An 18,857-nucleotide genomic window follows, 5' to 3' on the forward strand; every position below is an offset into this window, starting at 1 on the left:
TGACTGCGGCAAGACCGGGGGAGGCGAATGATGCGATTTTCAGGACTGCGGGTGTTGCGCGAAGGTTTGACCGGCAATCGCGGTTGGACAGCGCAGTGGCGCGATCCAGAGCCGCAGGCGGAATATGACGCGGTGATCATCGGGGGCGGCGGCCATGGGCTGAGCACGGCCTATTACCTCGCCAAGAACCACGGGATGACGAATATCGCGGTGCTTGAAAAAGGCTACCTCGGCGGGGGGAACGTGGGGCGCAACACGACCGTGGTGCGGGGCAATTACTTTTTGCCGGGCAATTCCGAGTTCTACAGCCATTCGCTGAAGCTCTGGGAGGGGCTGTCGGAAGAGTTGAACTATAACGTCATGTTCAGCCAGCGCGGCGTGATCACCCTGTTTCACTCCGACGCGCAGCGCGATGCTTCGGCCCGGCGGGGCAATGCGATTATCAATCAAGGCGACGATGCGGAATTGCTCGACCGCGACGGCCTGCGCAAACTGCTGCCCTATCTGGATTACGACAATGGCCGCTTTCCGATCCATGGCGGGCTGCTGCACCGGCGTGGCGGCACCGCACGGCATGATGCAGTGGCGTGGGGCTATGCCCGTGGCGCGGACCAGCGCGGCGTCGATCTGATCCAGCAATGCGAGGTCACCGGCATCGACATTAAGAACGGCAAGGTGCGCGGCGTGCAAACCACCCGCGGGCCGATACGGGCCAAGAAGGTGGCGATCGTCACAGCGGGGCGCTCGGGCCAAGTCGCCGCGATGGCCGGGATGCGCCTGCCGATTGAAAGCCATGTCTTGCAGGCCTTCGTGACCGAAGGGTTAAAGCCGGTGATTGACCACGTGGTGAGCTTCGGCATGGGGCATTTCTATATCAGCCAATCGGACAAGGGCGGTTTGGTCTTTGGCGGCGATCTGGATTTCTACGCCTCCTATGCGCAACGGGGCAATCTGCCGATGATGGAGCATGTGATGGAGGCGGGGATGACCCTGATGCCGATGCTCGGCAAGGCCCGCGTGCTGCGTTCTTGGGGTGGGATCATGGACATGACCCCCGATGGCAGCCCGATCATCGACAAGACCGATACGCAAGGTTTGTTCATCGATTGCGGCTGGTGTTACGGCGGCTTCAAAGCGGTGCCCGCCTCGGGCTATGCGCTGGCGCATTTGATGGCGACCGGCCAGCCCCATGAGACGGCGGCGGGCTTTAGGCTCGACCGCTTCCGCTCGGGCGAAGGTCTGATGGATGAAGAGGCCACCGGGTCTCAGCATAACTTGCATTGAGGGAGGGCGACCATGCGGATTGAATGCCCCATTTGCGGCAGCCGGGACCGGCGAGAGTTCTATTATCGCGGCGACGCCATCGCCTTGGCGCGGCCAGCACCCGAGGCCGGGGATGATCTCTGGGACGGCTACCTCCACCTGCGCGACAACCCGGCAGGGCAGACGCGCGACCTGTGGCAGCATGAGAGCGGTTGCGGCGCGTGGCTGGTCGTCACCCGCAATACGGTGACCCATGTGGTGCAGGCCGTGGAACTGGCATCGGATGTGAAAAGGGCCATGGCATGAGGATCGCAGGGCGCGGATTGATCGACCGAAACAAGCCGGTCAGTTTCACCTTCGACGGGCGGCGCTATGACGGCTTTGCGGGCGATACGGTCGCCTCGGCCATGCTGGCGAACGGGCAGCGGCTGATGGGGCGGTCGTTCAAATGCCACCGCCTGCGCGGGGTACTCAGTGCGGGCAGCGAAGAGCCGAACGCGCTGGTGACCACAGGTGTCGGTCCCGCGTCAGAGCCCAACGTCCGCGCTACGATGCAAGAGATTTACGAGGGGCTGGCGGTGCGCAGCCAGAACGCTTGGCCGAGCCTTGATTTTGATATGATGGCGGTAAACGACCTTGGCGCGCCTTTTCTGGGGGCGGGGTTCTATTACAAGACCTTCATGTGGCCGCGCAGGTTCTGGCGGCGCGTTTATGAGCCGGTGATCCGCCGTGCTGCGGGGCATGGTCGGCTGAGCGGTCAACCCAATGCCGACGCCTATGAGAAAGCCTATGGCTTTTGCGACCTCTTGGTCATCGGCGCGGGGCCAGCTGGTCTGATGGCGGCGCTGACGGCTGCGCGGTCCGGGGCAGATGTGATCCTCGCGGATGAGGATGCGCTGATGGGCGGGCGGCTTAACTGTGAGAGCGAGAGCATCGACGGCCAGCCGGGTCACGCTTGGGCCGCAGGCGTAGTTGCGGAACTTGCAGCGATGGACAACGTCCGCCTGATGCCGCGCACCACGGTCACCGGGGCCTATGACGGCGGCATGTTCGGCGCGCTCGAACGGGTCAACCAACACCGCGCGCGGCGGGGCGAAGGTGCACCACTGGAGTGTTTCTGGCGCATCGCGGCCAAGCAATCCATCCTCGCGACGGGCGCGTTAGAGCGCCCCGTGGCCTTCGCCAACAACGACCGCCCCGGCATCATGACGGCCGGTGCCGTGCGGGCCTATCTGAATCGCTGGGGCGTGGCACCGGGCAAGCAAGTGGCGGTTTTCGGCAACAACGACGACGCGCATCGCACCGCCTGCGATCTGGCTGCGGCGGGGGTGCATGTCGCCGCATTGATCGACAGCCGCGAGGGGGTCAGCGTCGATGGCGCGGATTTCCCGGTGCTGCGCGGGGCCGTGGTCTGCAACGCTTCGGGCCGCAAGGAATTGGAGGCCGTGACCATCCGCACGGCGGGCGGAGAGCACAAGATACAGGCCGACTGTCTGGCCATGTCGGGGGGCTGGAATCCTTCGGTGCATCTGACCTGTCATCTGAGCGGGCGGCCGACGTGGGAACCAGCGATCCACGCCTTCGTGCCAACCCCCGGCGCGGTGCCGGGGATGCATGTGGCGGGGGCGTGCAATGGTACCTTCTCGACTCACGGCTGCCTTGCAGCGGGTGTGGCAGCGGCCGGGGACGCGCTGGAGGCGTTGAGCCGCAAAGCAGAGGCCGTGGACCTTCCACGGGCCGATGATGCGCCATACACTCTCAAACCCCTCTGGGCGGTGCCGAGCAAGGGCCGGGCGTGGCTCGATTTTCAGAACGATGTCTGCGTGAAAGACGTGCAGCAGGCGGCGGCGGAGAACTTTCGCTCGGTTGAGCATATGAAGCGCTACACGACGCAGGGCATGGCGCCGGATCAGGGCAAAAGCTCCAACGTCGCGGCGCTGGCGGTGCTGGCCGATGCGACGGGGCGTGGGATTGCCGAGACGGGCACGACCACCTTCCGCCCGCCCTATACCCCGGTTGCGATTGCAGCGATGGGCGCGGGCGGGCAGGGCAAGGGCTTTGCGCCTGAGCGGCTGACCACCAGCCATGCCGCCAGCCTCGCGATGAACGCGCCAATGGTGGAGGCGGGGCTGTGGTACCGCCCCAGCTATTTCCCGCGCGGGCAGGAACGCAACTGGCGGCAGTCCTGTGACCGCGAGGTTGGATTTGTGCGTAAGGCGGTTGGGGTCTGCGATGTCTCGACCTTGGGCAAGATCGACATTCAGGGGCCGGATGCGGCCAAGCTGCTGGATCTGGTTTATGCCAATACCTTCAGCACATTGAAGGTCGGTAAGGTGCGCTATGGGCTGATGCTGCGTGAGGACGGTTTCGTCATGGATGATGGCACCTGCGCGCGTTTGGGCGAAGCGCATTTCCTGATGACCACCACCACGGGTGCAGCAGGCGAAGTGATGCGGCATCTGGAATTCGTCACCCAATGTCTGCACCCCGAGTGGCAGGTGAAACTGACCTCGGTCACTGAACATTGGGCGCAGTTCGCTGTGGCAGGACCGAAGTCGCGCGAATTGCTGAATGGGCTGCTGGAGCAGCAGGTCGACAACGAGAGCTTTCCCTTTATGGCCTGCGGCGATGTGCGGCTCGGCGGGGTTGAGGCGCGGCTGTTTCGCATCTCGTTCTCCGGTGAACATGCCTATGAAATCGCGGTGCCCGCGCGCTTTGGTGCGGCGCTGTTCGATCTGCTGGTGGCGCGGGCCGAGGCGCTGGAGGGCGGCGCCTACGGGATGGAGGCGCTCAACGTGTTGCGGCTGGAAAAGGGCCATATCACCCATGCCGAGATCGATGGCCGCGCCACGGCGGGCGACATCGGCATGGAGCGGATGGTGTCGGACGCGAAGGATTGTATCGGCAAGACCATGTCGGAACGCCCCGGCCTGCGCGATCCGGAGCGGGGGCAGTTGGTGGGGCTGCGGCCCGTGGGCGCGGTGAAACAGTTGACGGCTGGGGCGTTTTTGTTTGAGGCCGGAGCCGAGGCAAGCCGCGAGAATGCGCAGGGGCATACGACCTCGGTCGGCTTTTCACCGGATATCGGCACCTTTATCGGGCTGGGCTTGGTCACACGGGGCCGCCAGCGGCACGGTGAAGTGATGCGCATGGTCGATCACCTGCGCGAGATAGAGGCCGAAGTGGAGATCTGCGCCCCGGTCTTTGTCGACCCCGAAGGAGGGCGCGCCCGTGGTTGAATTGAAACCGCAATCGCCCTTTGGCGACCTGCTCCCGTTAAAGATTGGCGGCATGACGGTGGCGGCCTGTGACATGGGTCAGTTGACCGTCTTGGGCGCGTTCGATCGCGCGGGCCTGTCAGAGGCGCTTGAAGCGGCCCATGGCCTCGCCTTGCCGGACCCGCTACGCAGCACCGCCAAGGGCGATGCCCGCTGCCTGTGGTTTGGTCGGGACGAAGCGCTGCTCGTCGGTGTTGCGCCGGGCGAGGCGCTGATGAAACATGCAGCGCTCGTCGATGTCTCAGACGGCTGGGCGGTGGCGGAATTGCAGGGGCCGGGGGCCGAGGATGTGCTGGCGCGGTTGGTCCCTGTCGATCTGCGCAGTGCGACGTTCAAACCCGGCCAAACCCTGCGCAGCCAGTTGCGCGAGATACCCGCCTCAATCACCCGCACCGACACCGGGTTTCTATTGTTGGTCTATCGGTCGATGGCTGCCACTTTGGTGCAGGAGTTGCGCCGCGCTATGGAAGCGGTGGCGTCGCGGCGCTAGGTTGTCCGGCGGGGGCCCGAATCCCCGTTTGGCAAACAACGGAGCATAGACATGAACAGAACGATTTTGGCCGCATTGGCCGCGATGAGCATGGCGGTCTCGGGCCCGGCGCTGGCAGCCTCGAAAAAAGAAGACAGCTGTATGCATCAGGCCGCCGTGGTCGCCGCCGTGCAGCAGGCGCGGCTTGACCGGGTGAAGGAACGCGAAGTGCCCGCCGCCGTGAAGGCCAAGGCGACATGGCCCGAGAGCTTTAACACCGCGATCCCGCTGGTGACTCCTTGGGTTTATGAAATGAAAATGCGCGACGTGAAAAAGAACGATCTCTCCGCCGCGTGGAAAGAAATGTGCCTCGCGCAGTAAGTTAACAAAGACCATGCCGGGCAGGGGCGCTGCTCGGCATGGAAGGGCGCTTTGCCGCCCGTGGCTGACCTGCCTCCTCTGGACTCTGATCCGCCCCGCCCGGTATATGAAGTCATGAGCCTGCCCCCTGGATTTTTGGAAGAACTGCGTGACCGCGCCAGCCTGTCTCAGGTGGTGGGGCGCAAGGTCATATGGGACAACCGAAAGTCCAATCAGGGCAAGGGCGACATGTGGGCGCCATGCCCTTTCCATCAGGAAAAATCCGCCAGCTTTCACGTCGATGACCGCAAGGGTTTCTACTATTGCTTTGGTTGTCACGCGAAGGGGGATGCGATCTCTTTCGTGCGCGAAACCGAGAATGTGAGCTTTATGGAGGCGGTAGAGATCATCGCCCGTGAAGTCGGCATGCCGGTGCCCAAGCAAGACCCGCGCGCGCAGGCCAAGGCCGACAAACGCACGCAATTGGCTGAGGTGATGGAGCAGGCAGTGCAGTGGTTCCGCATGCAATTGCGCACCGGCGCGGCGGGGGCAGCGCGGGATTATCTGGCCAAGCGCGGTCTCTCGGAACAGGCGCAGGCGCATTGGGAGATCGGCTTTGCGCCGAACGGTTGGCAGGGGCTTTGGGATGCGCTCAAATCCAAGGGTGTCGCGGATGAGTTGATCCTCGGGGCGGGGCTGGCCAAGCCGTCGTCCAAGGGGGGCAAACCCTATGACACTTTCCGGGGCCGGATCATGTTCCCGATCCGCGATGCCCGGGGCCGGGCGATTGCTTTTGGCGGTCGCGCGATGGACCCGGAGGATAAGGCGAAATACCTTAACTCGCCTGAGACGGAACTCTTCGACAAGGGCCGCAGCCTTTACAACGTGAAAGACGCCCGCGCCGCTGCAGGTCGGGGACAGCCGCTGATCGTGGCCGAAGGCTATATGGATGTGATTGCCCTGCACGGGGCGGGGTTCGAGGGGGCCGTGGCCCCGCTTGGCACTGCGATTACCGAGAACCAGTTGCAGATGCTTTGGCGGATCGCGCCTGAGCCGATCATCACGCTGGATGGCGACGCGGCGGGCCAGCGTGCGGCGCTTCGGCTGATCGATCTGGCGCTTCCGCTGCTAGAGGCCGGGCAAAGTCTGCGTTTCGCGGTGATGCCCGAGGGGCAAGACCCCGACGATCTGCTGCGGGCCCAAGGGGCCGGGGCCCTGCAAAAGCTTTTGGACAGCGCCCTGCCCATGGTGCGCCTGCTGTGGCAGCGCGAGACCGAGGGCAAGGTCTTTGACAGCCCCGAACGAAAAGCGGCGCTGGATAAAAGTCTGCGTGAAAAGATTAAACTTATCCGCGATCCGTCGATCCGCAGCCACTATGGGCAAGAGATCAAAGACCTGCGGTGGGACCTCTTCCGCCCGCAAAAACAGCGCCCTGATTTCCGCCCCGTGGGCGGCAGGGGCTCGGGCAAAGGCGGGGGCAAAGGGGGCAAGGGTGCTCCATGGGGCGCGCCGCTGGCGCCTTTGGCGAGTACGAAAGCCTCGGCCCTCGTGGCGATGAGCGATGAACAGGTGGGCATGCACCTGCGCGAGGCGGTGATCCTCGTGGCCCTCGTGGACTGCCCGCAATTGGTCGAGACATTCGAGACCGGGTTGGAGGCGATGCGCTGCGATGATCCCGACCACGCCCGGCTGCGCGATCTTCTGCTGCGCTTTGGCCACGCGGGCCAAGAGACGCTGCGCGATGAGATTTCCTATGCCATCGGCTGGGAGACACTTGAAAACATGAAGGGGCAACGCCACGTTGCCATCACGCCCTGCATTCGCAATCCCGGCAACGTGGACATGACCCGCCTGACCGTGGCCGAGGAACTGGCCAAGCTGGATGCCGCCCGTGGGCTGAACGAAGAGATTGCCGAAGCCGTCGAAGACCTCAGTGGCCCGGCGGACGAGGGGGTAACCTGGCGTCTGAGCGAAGCGGCCCGCGCCGCCGACCTTGCCCGCCGCAGCGCGCAGGAAGAAAGCAACGGGGAATTCGACGTGGGCGACAACGGCATGACCATGGACCGCGATGAACGCAGCGCACTGGATGCGCTCTTGGGAACGATTAAATATGAGAAGTCGAAGGGTCGCGGATGAGGCATCAGCGTGGCCCATTTGCAGGACTTTTTGAAAATGCTGGGCAACGGGTTTAAGAATCACCAATAACCCCGCATGATTCGGAAAACCGAATCGTCTGCGGATGATTCGCGCTGACGCGCTGAAGGAGCATGAGATGGCTGCCAAAGATACGAATGACGACGCAAAGAGCAACGATTCAGAGGCTGGCCACTCGCTCGACATGAGCCAAGCCGCCGTGAAGAAGATGATCGGTGAGGCCCGCGAGAAGGGCTATATCACCTATGATCAGCTCAACACGGTGCTGCCGCCCGATCAGGTAAGCTCGGAACAGATCGAAGACGTGATGTCGATGCTGTCGGAAATGGGCATCAACATCATCGAAGACGAAGAGGCCGAAGAGGAAGAGAACAAAGGCTCGACCGAAGTCACGACCACCGAGTCCAACCGTGATGTGGCGCTGTCCTCTGGCACCTCTGAAAAGCTCGACCGCACCGATGACCCGGTCCGCATGTACCTGCGCGAGATGGGCAGCGTTGAGTTGCTTAGCCGTGAGGGCGAGATCGCCATCGCCAAGCGGATCGAGGCCGGCCGTAACACGATGATCGCGGGGCTTTGCGAAAGCCCGCTGACGTTTCAGGCGATCACCATCTGGCGCGACGAACTTCTGTCCGAAGACATTCTGCTGCGCGACGTGATCGACCTTGAGGCGACTTTTGGCACGCAGATGGGCGATGAGGAAGAAACCACGCCGGTCGTGGCCCCTGCCGCCGGGACCGAGACCAAGAGCGAAGAAGCCAAGCCCGAGTACGACGCCGACGGCAACCCGATCTCATCCGACGACGACGACGATGAGGACGAACAGGCCAACATGAGCCTTGCGGCCATGGAAGCGGCGCTGAAGCCTCAGGTTCTCGAAGCGCTCGACATCATCGCCGACGACTACGAAAAGCTCAGCGCGATGCAGGACAGCCGTATCTCGGCCACGCTGAACGAAGACGGGTCTTTCACCAAAGATCAGGAAGCGATGTACCAAAAGCTGCGGTCCGAGATCGTGCTGTTGGTGAATGAACTGCACCTGCACAACAACCGTATCGAAGCCCTGATCGACCAGCTTTACGGCATCAACCGCCGCATCATGCAGATCGACAGCGCGATGGTGAAGCTCGCCGACCAAGCGCGCATCAACCGCAAGGAGTTCGTCGACAACTACCGCGGCTACGAGCTTGATCCCAACTGGATGGAGCGGATGGCCGAAAAGTCCGGTCGCGGCTGGCAGATGTTCATCGAACGCTCCTCCGACAAGGTCGAAGAATTGCGCGCTGACATGGCGCAGGTCGGTCAGTATGTCGGTCTTGATATCTCTGAATTCCGCCGCATCGTGCAGCAGGTCCAGAAGGGCGAAAAAGAAGCCCGTCAGGCCAAGAAGGAAATGGTCGAAGCGAACCTGCGCCTCGTCATCTCCATCGCCAAGAAGTACACGAACCGCGGCTTGCAATTCCTTGATCTCATTCAGGAAGGTAACATCGGCCTGATGAAGGCCGTGGATAAGTTCGAGTACCGCCGCGGCTACAAGTTCTCCACCTATGCAACGTGGTGGATCCGGCAGGCGATCACCCGTTCGATCGCGGATCAGGCGCGCACCATCCGTATTCCGGTGCATATGATCGAGACGATCAACAAGCTGGTTCGGACGGGTCGCCAGATGCTGCACGAAATCGGCCGCGAGCCGACGCCGGAAGAACTGGCCGAGAAGCTGCAGATGCCGCTCGAAAAGGTCCGCAAGGTGATGAAGATCGCCAAGGAGCCGATCTCGCTCGAGACGCCCATCGGCGATGAGGAAGACAGCCAACTGGGCGATTTCATCGAGGACAAGAATGCCGTGCTGCCGCTCGACAGCGCAATTCAGGAAAACCTCAAAGAGACCACGACACGCGTGCTGTCCTCGCTCACCCCGCGGGAGGAGAGGGTTTTGCGGATGCGGTTTGGCATCGGCATGAACACCGACCACACGCTTGAAGAAGTCGGTCAGCAGTTCTCGGTCACCCGCGAACGTATTCGCCAGATCGAAGCCAAGGCATTGCGCAAGCTCAAACATCCGAGCCGCTCGCGCAAGCTGCGCAGCTTCCTTGATCAATAATGCAAAACGCGGCCCCGGTGGCCGCGTTTTCTTTTGTGGGGGCAGGGCCTTTGACCCGCTGCCCGTGCCGCTTACATCAAGAGGGTATCCCAAGAAGGTTCCCATGATGCGCAAAACTGTCCTCACCCTTCTGTGCTTGGTGCTGCCGCTCCAAGCTGCCGCACAGGCTCACCGAGCCGAGAACCGGCTGATCGTCGTGCCCCTCACCGCGCAGGAGTTCGAGGTGATCGAAGACCACGGCGCAGGCGCGCGTCACATCTGGTGCGCCGCGGCGGAGTTTGCGCAGGACGTTCTGGGCCTCCCGCGGGGGGAGCGGCTCTATATCAAAACACCCCGCGGCCCGTCGGTGAGCGGCGTGGGCCGCTCTGGCGTCGTTTACACCACCAATCCTGAGCGGGTGAGCGGCGACAGGGGGCAGTCCTATTCCGTCACGATCAACCGCGCCGGAGAGAACCTGCCCAGCCACCATGCGCGCCAGTTCTGTTTGGACCACCTGATCGAGTTAGAAGATTTCTAAAGCCACCCTCTGACCCAGACCGTTGCCTACGCGGCACCTCGGGCCTATCCTGCGGGGGATGTTGCGGTGGATCAATCTCATGCGTCTCGTTCTTGCCAGCCTGTTTTTGACCCTCGGCGTTGGCCAAGCCGCTGCCCATTGCGGCGCGGGCAGCACCACGGTTTTGAGCTGTACGACCGGCAGGGGCACCAAGCAATTGGATGTCTGTATCACCGGGGATCGCGTAACCTATCGCTTTGGCCCTCACACCGCACCTGACCTGAGGTTGAGCGCATCGATTAAGGAGGTCGCGCATCAGCCTTGGCCGGGGATTGGTCGCGCCATTTGGGAGAGCACGACCTTTCGCAACGGCGCGTTTTCCTATGAGGTCTACGGCGCATACGACAAGATTGATCAAACCAGCAATGGCGGTGTGACAGTGACCGAGCAGGGCCGCGAGATCGCAGCGCTTACCTGCGATAGCGGCACGGCGGAACTGGGGCTCTTTGCGCTCAGCGACGCGAAACAGGCGGCGGGCCGATGCTGGGATGCCGACGCGCAAAAATGGGGAGCCTGCTAAGATGCAGACTGTATTTACCGTCGAAACGCGCGGTCAGGCGCTCTACGAATTCACCGATGAGGTCGCCCGCTGGCTTGCCGGGCAGGGCGATGGGCTGCTGACGCTGCTCGTGCGGCACACCTCTGCCTCGCTGTTGATCCAAGAGAACGCCGATCCGGATGTGCAGCGCGACCTTCTGGCCTATTTCGCGCGGCTGGTGCCGCCTGCGGATGCGCCGCAAATGGGCTATCTCACGCATTTGTTGGAAGGGCCGGATGACATGCCTGCGCATATCAAAGCCTCGGTGCTGCCTGTCAGCCTCAGCATCCCCGTGGCGCGGGGGCGGATGATGTTGGGGACATGGCAGGGCATCTATCTGTTCGAGCACCGCAACGCCCCGCATCAGCGGCAGATCGCGGCGCATTTCCGGCCCGACTGACGCCGGACCGGACCGGGCTTAGCCCGTCGGCATCAGATGGATTTCACGCACCGCCGCCCGCGCAGGGGCGTCGAGGGCATGCATCACGGCATTTGCCACGTCCTCGGGTTGCAGCTTGTCGGGCTTGGCCTCATCGAAAAAGGCGGTATCGACCATGCCGGGGGATACGACCATGCAACGGCCACCCCATTCGGCCATCTCATCCGCCAGATTGCCCGCGAAACCGTGGATGAACCATTTGGTGGCGCTATAAATCGAGCCTTGGATATGGCGCCGTCCTGCGGCAGAGCCGGTGACGACATATTGCCCGGTCGTTTTGCGCAGATGCGGCATGGCGGCATGAGCGGTATAGAGCGCGCCCATGATATTGAGGTCCACCATCGCCTTCCAATCCTGCGGATCGCCTTTTTCGGTCCCTGCAGGGCTGGTGCCACGTCCGGCATTGGCGAATGCCGCATCGACCCCGCCAAAGTGATCGGCGAGCTTGTCGAGCGCCTGTTTCTGCGCGTCGTAATCGGTGGCGTCGCCCACGAGCACCAGCGCCTGATCGCCAATCTCATCGGCGAGGGCGTTTAGTTTCTCTTCGCTGCGGGCGAATAGGCCGATGTTCCAGCCCGCCTTCGCTGCGGCTCGCGCGGTGGCCGCGCCGATCCCGCTGGAGGCACCGGTGAGGAAAAGTGTCTTGGTCATAGCATGCTCCGTTTATGTCCTTGGCTGACCAACGCCCGGGCATGGCGTTGGGTCCATGACACATTTTTGAACGCAACATCTAGCTGTGGAAATCTTCTCTACCCAAAACCTCGCGGCTCCCCTATAAGTTTTGACAAGAGGGCCGCGCGCCCCACAAGTGAGGCAGGATTAAGAGGGGGACGGCCCATGCGCTGCCCGTTTTGCGGAAATATCGACACTCAAGTGAAAGACAGCCGCCCGGCCGAGGATCACGTCTCGATCCGGCGCAGACGGTTCTGCCCGGCCTGCGGGGGGCGCTTTACCACTTATGAACGGGTACAACTGCGCGATCTTGTGGTGATCAAGACCTCCGGCAAACGCGAAGACTTTGACCGCGACAAGCTGGAACGCTCGATCCGCATCTCCATGCAAAAGCGCCCCATCGATCCCGAACGTATCGATCAGATGATCTCTGGCATCGTGCGGCGGTTGGAAAGCATGGGCGAGACCGACATCAGCTCGAAACATATCGGCGAGATCGTGATGGAGGCGCTGGCTCGGATCGACACGGTCGCCTATGTGCGTTTTGCCTCTGTTTACAAGAACTTCCAAGCCGCGGATGATTTCGATAAATTCGTTCAAGAACTGCGGCCCGACGCCCTGCCGGAAGAGTGACCGGCGATCGGGTGAGCGACGCGCGGTTCATGGCGCTGGCGCTGTCCTTGGGGCGGCGCGGGCAGGGCAATGTTTGGCCCAACCCGGCGGTCGGCTGTGTGATTGCGCAAGGCACCCGGATCGTTGGGCGCGGCTGGACCCAGCCCGGCGGGCGCCCCCATGCAGAGCCGCAGGCGTTGGTGCAGGCGGGCGCTGCGGCACGCGGGGCGACGGTCTATGTCACGCTTGAGCCCTGTTCCCACCATGGCAAAACACCGCCCTGCGCACAGGCGCTGATCGACGCGGGCGTGGCGCGGGTGGTGATCGCGACGCAGGACGATGACGCGCGGGTGAACGGACGCGGCATCGCGATGTTGCGCGCGGCGGGGATCGAGGTTTCGGTAGGTCTGCACGAAGACGCGGCCCGTGCGGATAACGCCGGTTTTTTCTGCCGCACCGATTTGGGCCGCCCGATGCTGACGCTGAAGCTGGCCAATTCCTTTGACGGGCGCATCGCCACCGGCACGGGCGAGAGCCAGTGGATCACCGACGCCCCGGCGCGGCGGCTAACCCATGCCATGCGCGCGCGACACGACGCGGTGATGGTCGGGGCAGGCACCGCGCGCAAGGACGATCCAAGCCTCACGGTGCGCGGTCTTGGTGTCGCCCAGCAACCGGCCCGCGTCGTCGTCTCGCGCAGGCTTGATCTGCCGCTGATGGGGCAATTGGCGCGGACGGCGGCAGAGGTGCCGTTGATCCTCTGCCATGGCACGGATGCCGATCCGGCCTTGGTGAAAGCGTGGTCCGATCTGGGGGCCACGATGCTGCCCTGCGCCGCGCGGGGGGCGCAATTGAACCCCAGCGACATGTTGCGGCAACTGGCAAGCCACGGGCTCACCCGTATCTTCTGCGAGGGCGGCAGCGCCTTGGCCGCGTCCTTGATTGAGGCGGATTTGGTCGACCGGCTGGTGGGCTTTACCGCCGGGCTGGTGATCGGCGCCGAAGGTCTGCCGGGGATCGGAGCGCTTGGCCTCTCGCGGCTGGCCGAGGCGCCGCGCTTTGCCCTGCAATCGAGCCAGCAGATCGGCCCGGACTTGCTGCACGTTTGGCGTCGGAACGCGGCCGACTAAACGCTACCGCCGCCAGAGGTGGCTCTGACTGGCAAAGGCCCCTTGAAGTTTCGACAGCAGCCGATTGCCCAGCCCGGCGCGGGGCAGGCTGCCAGAGGCCAGCCGTTCGACCACCACTTCGACGGGGCAGGGCAGGCCGCTTAGCGGATCGCGGTAGCGCGGGTAATCAATGAGGGCGGCATGAACCAGCCCTTCCAAGGTCGGTTGCGCCCGGCGGCGGGGCGGCACATCGCCCCGGTCTTCGGTCAGCCCCCAGCCTGCGTAGAAAGGCGCGCCGAGGGTCACCACCGGCACGCGCCGCAGCAGGGCTTCGAACCCCAAGAGCGAGGTCATGGTCCAAACCGCATCGACTTGGCCCAAAAGCGCCATCGGGTCGGCGTTGTGGAGGATAAGATCGGCGTCATGCGCCTCGGTCGCGCCCTTGCGCAGGCCCGCTTCGACATCGGGGTGGGGTTTGTAGAGGATCACGGCATCCGGGTTGGCGGCACGGGCGGCGGCCAACAAGGCCGCGTTGCTGCGCACGGCTTCGGTGCCCGTGAGGATCGAAGCGTCATCTTCCACCTGTCCAGGCACAAGGATCCGGCGGCCCGGGGGCAGGTCGGGTGCGGCGCCGCCAAGGTTGTATTTGCTCAGCCCCGCGCCGGTGAGCCTGTCGATCAGCGCGCGGGCGCGGGCCAGTTGATCGGGGCGCAGCTCAGCGCGTTTCCCGATCCATTTCTCCAGACGGCTTGGCCCTTGGGGGTCGTAGTAGATGCCCAGATCATCGCAGACCAGCGACAGCGGCGGGACCAGTTCGGCCCCCAGCCCGCGTGAGCGCAGAAACCCGTCTTCGACCCGCATGGCACCCTGGGGCGCGGTCTCTGCCTTGCTGGCCCAGACCATGGCGCGGCGGGGCGGCTCGGGGGCTTCTGCCGCGCCTTTGCGAAAGCGAAGCGGCGTTGACGCGCCAAAGAATTGCTGCAGCGGACGGCGCTTCCACAGGCGCATGCCCCAAGCGTCCCAACCAGGGTGATCCTCCCGCCACGCGCGGGCCTGAGCTGTGATCGCGGCAAGGGCGGTCTCGAAACTGCCGAGCCGGTCGCGGTAGGGGTCGTACCACGTGGGATAGAGGATCATCGCCGCCGCAAAGAGTTGCGCGCGGCTAAGGCGGCGCTGGCGGCGTTGGACGGGGAATTCATCTTCCGTCAGCCCCCAACCGGCATAGAAGGGCTGGCCGAAGACGCGCGGCCTGTGACCGGCAAAGATCGCCTCGAACCCCATTTGAGAGGACACAGTATAGACGCCGACAGCGCCTTCGAACAACGCCCAAGGGCTGATGGGATCGGTCAGCAGGGTGATCCGGTCGTTGGTATCCTCGGGGCCGAAATGCCCGGCGCGATAACCCTGCGCCGTTTCAGGGTGGCTTTTGATGATGACCCGCGCGCCGGGATGCTCTTCTTGCGCGAAGACGAGCATTTCCAGAAACCGGGCGCGATCCGCGCCCGAAGCGGTGACCGAAGCGTCGCCGCGGGTCTGGTCGATCACCAGCACATAGCCCGGTTCAGGGGCAGGGGTGCCGAGGTCAAAGCCCGCGTATTTGGTCAGATGCGCCTCGGCCATCTGCGCCATACCGCCCCGCGCGCGGTCCAGTAGGGCGGTGTTGTCCAGCGGATGATGGGCCAGCAGGTCTTCAAGGTCAGAGGGCTGGGCAGGGTCGAAATGCGCGCCCCGGCTGTCGATCAGCAGGCCCAAGGGAGGCTCTCCGGCGCGGCCGGGGTGGAGGGAGCGCAGCCAAGCGTCCTCCACACGGATCACCGGCACGCCGCGTTTTGCCGCCATGGCCAAACCGCGATGCGCGGTGGGGGAGTTGCCCCAGACTGCCACGGCATCATCGGGGCCGGGCAGGCCGATGCGCAGGGAATGGCCCGACAGATGCAGGATGCGGCGCAGACGGCGCTGCGTCAGAAATCCGCCGTTATATACGAAAAGCCGCCGGCTCCTTTCGGGACCGGCGGCGGGGTATGGGTCAGCTTCAAAGGCCACCGGGGTGGATCATTCAGAAAGTGAGGTGATGCTGTCCGCCGACCCTGCCGTGCCTGTGATGGCCGAGATCACCTTGCTCCACTGGGTGAAGGGCGCTTCGGTGACATAGATCGTGTCACCGTCGCGGATTACAAAGTCACGGGCCATGAACATGCCGTTGGGTTTGGTCAGATCGGTCACATAGACCAAACGCTGCGCGCCGGTCAGATCACTGCGGCCCAACACCTGCTCGGCGACCTCTTCAGGCTCATTGCGGAAGACGAAAACGCCGGTGGGATCAGCCGAGATCGGGCTCAGCCCGCCAACCTGCGCGATGCCTTCCAAAAGCGAGAGGTTCTGCGATTCAAAGGGCACGCGGGCCTGACCGCCGGTGGCGCCAAGGGCGGTGAAAGAACGTGTGTCTTCCTCGACCAGAATGCGGTCGCCGGGGCGCAGTGCGATATCAAGCTCGGGGTGGTCATAGAGGTCTTGGAACCAGATTTTGCCGCGCTGCCCGCCGCGGATCACGGTGACTTGCGCGATTTCGGGAATGATGGTCACACCGCCTGCGCGGGCCAACATGGCGGCCAGCGTACGGGTGGGGCGCTCGATCGGATAGACGCCCTGCGCGCCGATGGAGCCAATCAGCGACACGGTTGAGCCATCGCCAGCCGCGCGGCGCACTTCGACCTGTGGGTCGGGGGTCTGTTCGCCCAATTTTTGGGTAATGATGCGGCGGATGGCCTCGGGTGTGTTGCCCGCAGCACGGATGCGGCCCGCGTAGGGAATAAAGATAAAGCCTGCGCCATCGACCTGCACTTCTTCGAGCAGGGTGGCAGGCGCGCCTTCGACGCCGAGAAGCGGATCATCCACGTTCTCGTACACGGTGATGCCAAGGATGTCGCCCGGTTGGATCGTGTCAGAGCCGACCCGACCTGCGTTTTTAAAGCTTTCGGAAAAGCCAAGCGCGGGGGCCACGGCGGTGGCACGGGTAACGCGGTCGTTCACGCTGACGACAAAGGCGTCGCCCTCGCGTTGAACGGAGCCTGCATAGATTTGCCGCTTGTTCGGCCCGACCTGCGGCAAACCGCAAGATGAGATGACGGCCACTGCCGCCAGTGCTGCGACGGGACGCGCCCACCGGAAAGATACGGATTTCACTGCCCGGTCTCCTCGACCTGAAATATCTGCCTCGAAATCGCCAATTGTTTTGGCGTATTACTTTACAACTTAGCGCAGCCTAACGAAAAAATCTACAGGCCGGAATGGGTTAACTCAGGTGACGACCCGCAACTGTTGCCGAGGGGCCGCGGTGCCCTGTTCCAGTGCGTCATATGGATCGTCGGGCGCGAGCATCATATCGACCACTTGGCGCAGCAACTGACGTCGCCCACGCGCGGCATAGAACCCGCCGGGAACCTGAGAAGTTTCAAGGAGATAGCGGCGGTAGTCCTTATAGGCGAGGTTGTCGGGGCGGCTGGCCGCGGCAAAGAAATCCGGCAAAGGCTGGTCCGACACGAACTCTGGCTGGGAATAAACCGCCCGGCCAAAGACCTTGAGGGGGATGCCACGCCAAAGCACCTGTTGCCCGGCGGTAGAGTTCACTGTCACAGCACTGCGCGTGTCATTCAAAAGCTGTGCCAGCTTGCCGCCGCGGACGAAATGCACCCGGTCTGAAACGCCGAAGGCACGCGCCAGCCGTTTGACATCGCGCCGCATGGGCACGCGGCCATCTTCCAGCGGATGCGCCTTGATGACGAGGTGGTGGTGCTGCGGCGCGCCCTTGGCAAAGCCTTCGATCACCAGCTCTAGGAAATCGGCCATCGTGTCGAAGGGCGAGTGCTTCTGGAAAGAGGAATCATGCTCTAGTTGCAGCAACGCCAGATGATAGGGAAACCCGCCCAGCCGGATTTTGAGCGTAGACAGCAGGCGGTCAGCGGCCAGCACCGGCATCAGCAGCAGGCGCTTGAGGTAGAGGCGGAATTCCTTGGTCACCGGCAGGCTGCGGTGCGGTTTGAAATTGCGGTAATCGCCATTTCGGAACATCACGAACCAATGGTAAAGCGCGCCGTAAAAGATGTGGTGCCGCATGTCGCCCCAGTGGCCGGGGGGCAGGGGGGCTTCCATGTCCGAGCGTGCCAGCGCTGCCTGCATCTGCGGAATGGTCATCTCCATTAGGCGCGAATTGCCGTTTGAGCCGCCGCGCTCATAGGTGACCCAATAGGGCCGCATATAGCCTTCCTCGAAAACATGCACGGTGATGCCGCGGCGCTTGGCCTCGGCCACGGCTTCGGCGTGGATCGGACGGGTGTCGCCATAAAGCACGATGTCGGTGACCTGTTTTTGCTCCAACAGGGTGGCGAAAACGCTAGGCCAGTCCTCTACCGTGCCGCGATAGGGGATGTAGGTCGACGGATGAAACCAAAAGGCCCGGTCGCCCGCGTTGAAGCCCACACGCCAAACTTCGGCCCCCGCCCGGCGCAGCATCTTGCCCAGACTGTTAAAGAAAGGCCCATGCGGGCCTTGCAGGAACAGGAAGGTGCGGGCGGGTGCAGCGGTCACGGTCATACGGGTCCTAAGTCGGCATGGTTTACCCTTAACCACCATATAATAGGGGCGACAATGTGGCGTCACCCGCTCTTGCCTGTGGCGGTGCGCGGGTTTACCACTGCGCCAAACTGCAAAGGAGCCTATCCATGTTCACCGGCATTATCACAGACGTTGGCAGCGTGACCAAGCTGGAGCAGGAAGGCGACCTGCGCGCGCGCATTCAGACCGGCTATGACACCAGCAGCATCGACATGGGCGCGTCAATCGCCAGCGACGGGGTCTGCCTGACGGTCGTGGGGCTGGGCGACGATTGGTACGAGGTGCAGATCAGCGCCGAGACGGTGGCCAAGACCAACCTTGGCCAGCATTGGGCCGAGGGGCGCCGCGTGAACCTTGAGCGCGCGCTGAAGGTGGGCGATGAGTTGGGCGGGCATATCGTGTCGGGCCATGTTGATGGCGTGGCCGAGATCATCGAGATGAAAGATGAGGGCGACAGCACCCGCGTGACACTTCGCGCGCCGAAAGAACTGGCGCGGTTTATCGCGCAAAAGGGCTCGGTCGCGTTAAATGGTACATCGCTCACGGTAAATGACGTCGACGGCTGTGATTTTGGTATCAACTTCATTCCGCATACCAAGGAAGTCACCACTTGGGGCGATGCCAAGGTCGGCGATCTGGTCAACCTCGAAATCGACACGCTGGCGCGGTATGTGGCACGTCTGAACGAGATGTAA

17 protein-coding genes are annotated in these 18,857 nt (G+C 63.3%); 13 read left to right on the forward strand and 4 right to left on the reverse strand.

What is annotated here, in order from left to right:
* Positions 1 to 30: 30 nt before the first annotated feature.
* The 10 genes from J3456_RS08435 to J3456_RS08480 all read left to right on the forward strand — a co-directional run bounded on the left by J3456_RS08435 (position 31) and on the right by J3456_RS08480 (position 11,119).
* Complete coding sequence (locus J3456_RS08435) at positions 31 to 1,284, forward strand: sarcosine oxidase subunit beta family protein (RefSeq protein WP_349580023.1); 1,254 nt, start codon at positions 31 to 33, stop codon at positions 1,282 to 1,284.
* 12 nt (positions 1,285 to 1,296) lie between these two features.
* Positions 1,297 to 1,569 carry a sarcosine oxidase subunit delta gene (locus tag J3456_RS08440; protein ID WP_349579755.1) on the forward strand — a complete coding sequence of 91 codons (273 nt, stop codon included), beginning with the start codon at positions 1,297 to 1,299 and terminating at the stop codon, positions 1,567 to 1,569.
* Positions 1,566 to 4,502 (forward strand): sarcosine oxidase subunit alpha family protein, encoded by a 2,937-nt coding sequence (locus tag J3456_RS08445; RefSeq protein WP_349579756.1) that lies wholly within the window; start codon positions 1,566 to 1,568, stop codon positions 4,500 to 4,502. Before J3456_RS08440 ends, J3456_RS08445 begins: the two co-directional genes overlap by 4 nt.
* Positions 4,495 to 5,031: a sarcosine oxidase subunit gamma gene (locus J3456_RS08450; RefSeq protein ID WP_349579757.1), complete on the forward strand. Its 537-nt coding sequence runs from the start codon at positions 4,495 to 4,497 to the stop codon at positions 5,029 to 5,031. Before J3456_RS08445 ends, J3456_RS08450 begins: the two co-directional genes overlap by 8 nt.
* Positions 5,032 to 5,082: 51 nt before the next feature.
* Entirely contained in the window at positions 5,083 to 5,391 is a 309-nt protein-coding gene (locus tag J3456_RS08455) for a hypothetical protein (protein WP_259981781.1), read from the forward strand.
* Between the two features lie 114 nt (positions 5,392 to 5,505).
* Positions 5,506 to 7,506 (forward strand): DNA primase, encoded by a 2,001-nt coding sequence (gene dnaG / locus J3456_RS08460; protein WP_349579758.1) that lies wholly within the window; start codon positions 5,506 to 5,508, stop codon positions 7,504 to 7,506.
* A 136-nt stretch (positions 7,507 to 7,642) separates the two neighbouring features.
* Complete coding sequence (gene rpoD / locus J3456_RS08465; protein ID WP_120352171.1) at positions 7,643 to 9,625, forward strand: RNA polymerase sigma factor RpoD; 1,983 nt, start codon at positions 7,643 to 7,645, stop codon at positions 9,623 to 9,625.
* A 103-nt stretch (positions 9,626 to 9,728) separates the two neighbouring features.
* Positions 9,729 to 10,142 carry a hypothetical protein gene (locus J3456_RS08470; RefSeq protein ID WP_349579759.1) on the forward strand — a complete coding sequence of 138 codons (414 nt, stop codon included), beginning with the start codon at positions 9,729 to 9,731 and terminating at the stop codon, positions 10,140 to 10,142.
* A gap of 79 nt (positions 10,143 to 10,221) precedes the next feature.
* Positions 10,222 to 10,701 carry a hypothetical protein gene (locus J3456_RS08475; RefSeq protein ID WP_349579761.1) on the forward strand — a complete coding sequence of 160 codons (480 nt, stop codon included), beginning with the start codon at positions 10,222 to 10,224 and terminating at the stop codon, positions 10,699 to 10,701.
* 1 nt (position 10,702) lies between these two features.
* Positions 10,703 to 11,119 (forward strand): secondary thiamine-phosphate synthase enzyme YjbQ, encoded by a 417-nt coding sequence (locus J3456_RS08480; RefSeq protein WP_349579762.1) that lies wholly within the window; start codon positions 10,703 to 10,705, stop codon positions 11,117 to 11,119.
* A gap of 18 nt (positions 11,120 to 11,137) precedes the next feature.
* On the opposite strand, the gene J3456_RS08485 is transcribed toward J3456_RS08480, so the two are convergent.
* A complete protein-coding gene (locus J3456_RS08485; protein ID WP_349579763.1) occupies positions 11,138 to 11,809 on the reverse strand; it encodes an SDR family oxidoreductase in 672 nt (223 codons plus the stop codon).
* Between the two features lie 186 nt (positions 11,810 to 11,995).
* On the opposite strand from J3456_RS08485, the gene nrdR reads away from it, so the two are divergent.
* Positions 11,996 to 12,463 (forward strand): transcriptional regulator NrdR, encoded by a 468-nt coding sequence (gene nrdR, locus J3456_RS08490; RefSeq protein ID WP_067264800.1) that lies wholly within the window; start codon positions 11,996 to 11,998, stop codon positions 12,461 to 12,463.
* 29 nt (positions 12,464 to 12,492) lie between these two features.
* Positions 12,493 to 13,572, forward strand: coding sequence for a bifunctional diaminohydroxyphosphoribosylaminopyrimidine deaminase/5-amino-6-(5-phosphoribosylamino)uracil reductase RibD (gene ribD, locus J3456_RS08495; RefSeq protein WP_349580025.1), 1,080 nt, complete (start codon positions 12,493 to 12,495; stop codon positions 13,570 to 13,572).
* Between the two features lie 3 nt (positions 13,573 to 13,575).
* Here the strand turns inward: ribD and J3456_RS08500 are convergent, their stop codons facing one another.
* The 3 genes from J3456_RS08500 to J3456_RS08510 form a co-directional block, all read right to left on the reverse strand.
* On the reverse strand, positions 13,576 to 15,594 hold the full coding sequence (locus tag J3456_RS08500) for a capsule polysaccharide biogenesis protein (RefSeq protein WP_349579765.1): 2,019 nt from the start codon (positions 15,592 to 15,594) through the stop codon (positions 13,576 to 13,578).
* Between the two features lie 9 nt (positions 15,595 to 15,603).
* Positions 15,604 to 16,734, reverse strand: coding sequence for a polysaccharide biosynthesis/export family protein (locus J3456_RS08505; protein ID WP_269346189.1), 1,131 nt, complete (start codon positions 16,732 to 16,734; stop codon positions 15,604 to 15,606).
* 114 nt (positions 16,735 to 16,848) lie between these two features.
* Positions 16,849 to 18,141: a capsule polysaccharide biogenesis protein gene (locus tag J3456_RS08510; protein ID WP_349579767.1), complete on the reverse strand. Its 1,293-nt coding sequence runs from the start codon at positions 18,139 to 18,141 to the stop codon at positions 16,849 to 16,851.
* 128 nt (positions 18,142 to 18,269) lie between these two features.
* On the opposite strand from J3456_RS08510, the gene J3456_RS08515 reads away from it, so the two are divergent.
* Complete coding sequence (locus J3456_RS08515) at positions 18,270 to 18,857, forward strand: riboflavin synthase (RefSeq protein WP_349579768.1); 588 nt, start codon at positions 18,270 to 18,272, stop codon at positions 18,855 to 18,857.

This window comes from Sulfitobacter sp. NFXS29, assembly GCF_040148765.1.
In the GTDB taxonomy this organism is placed as follows: domain Bacteria; phylum Pseudomonadota; class Alphaproteobacteria; order Rhodobacterales; family Rhodobacteraceae; genus Sulfitobacter.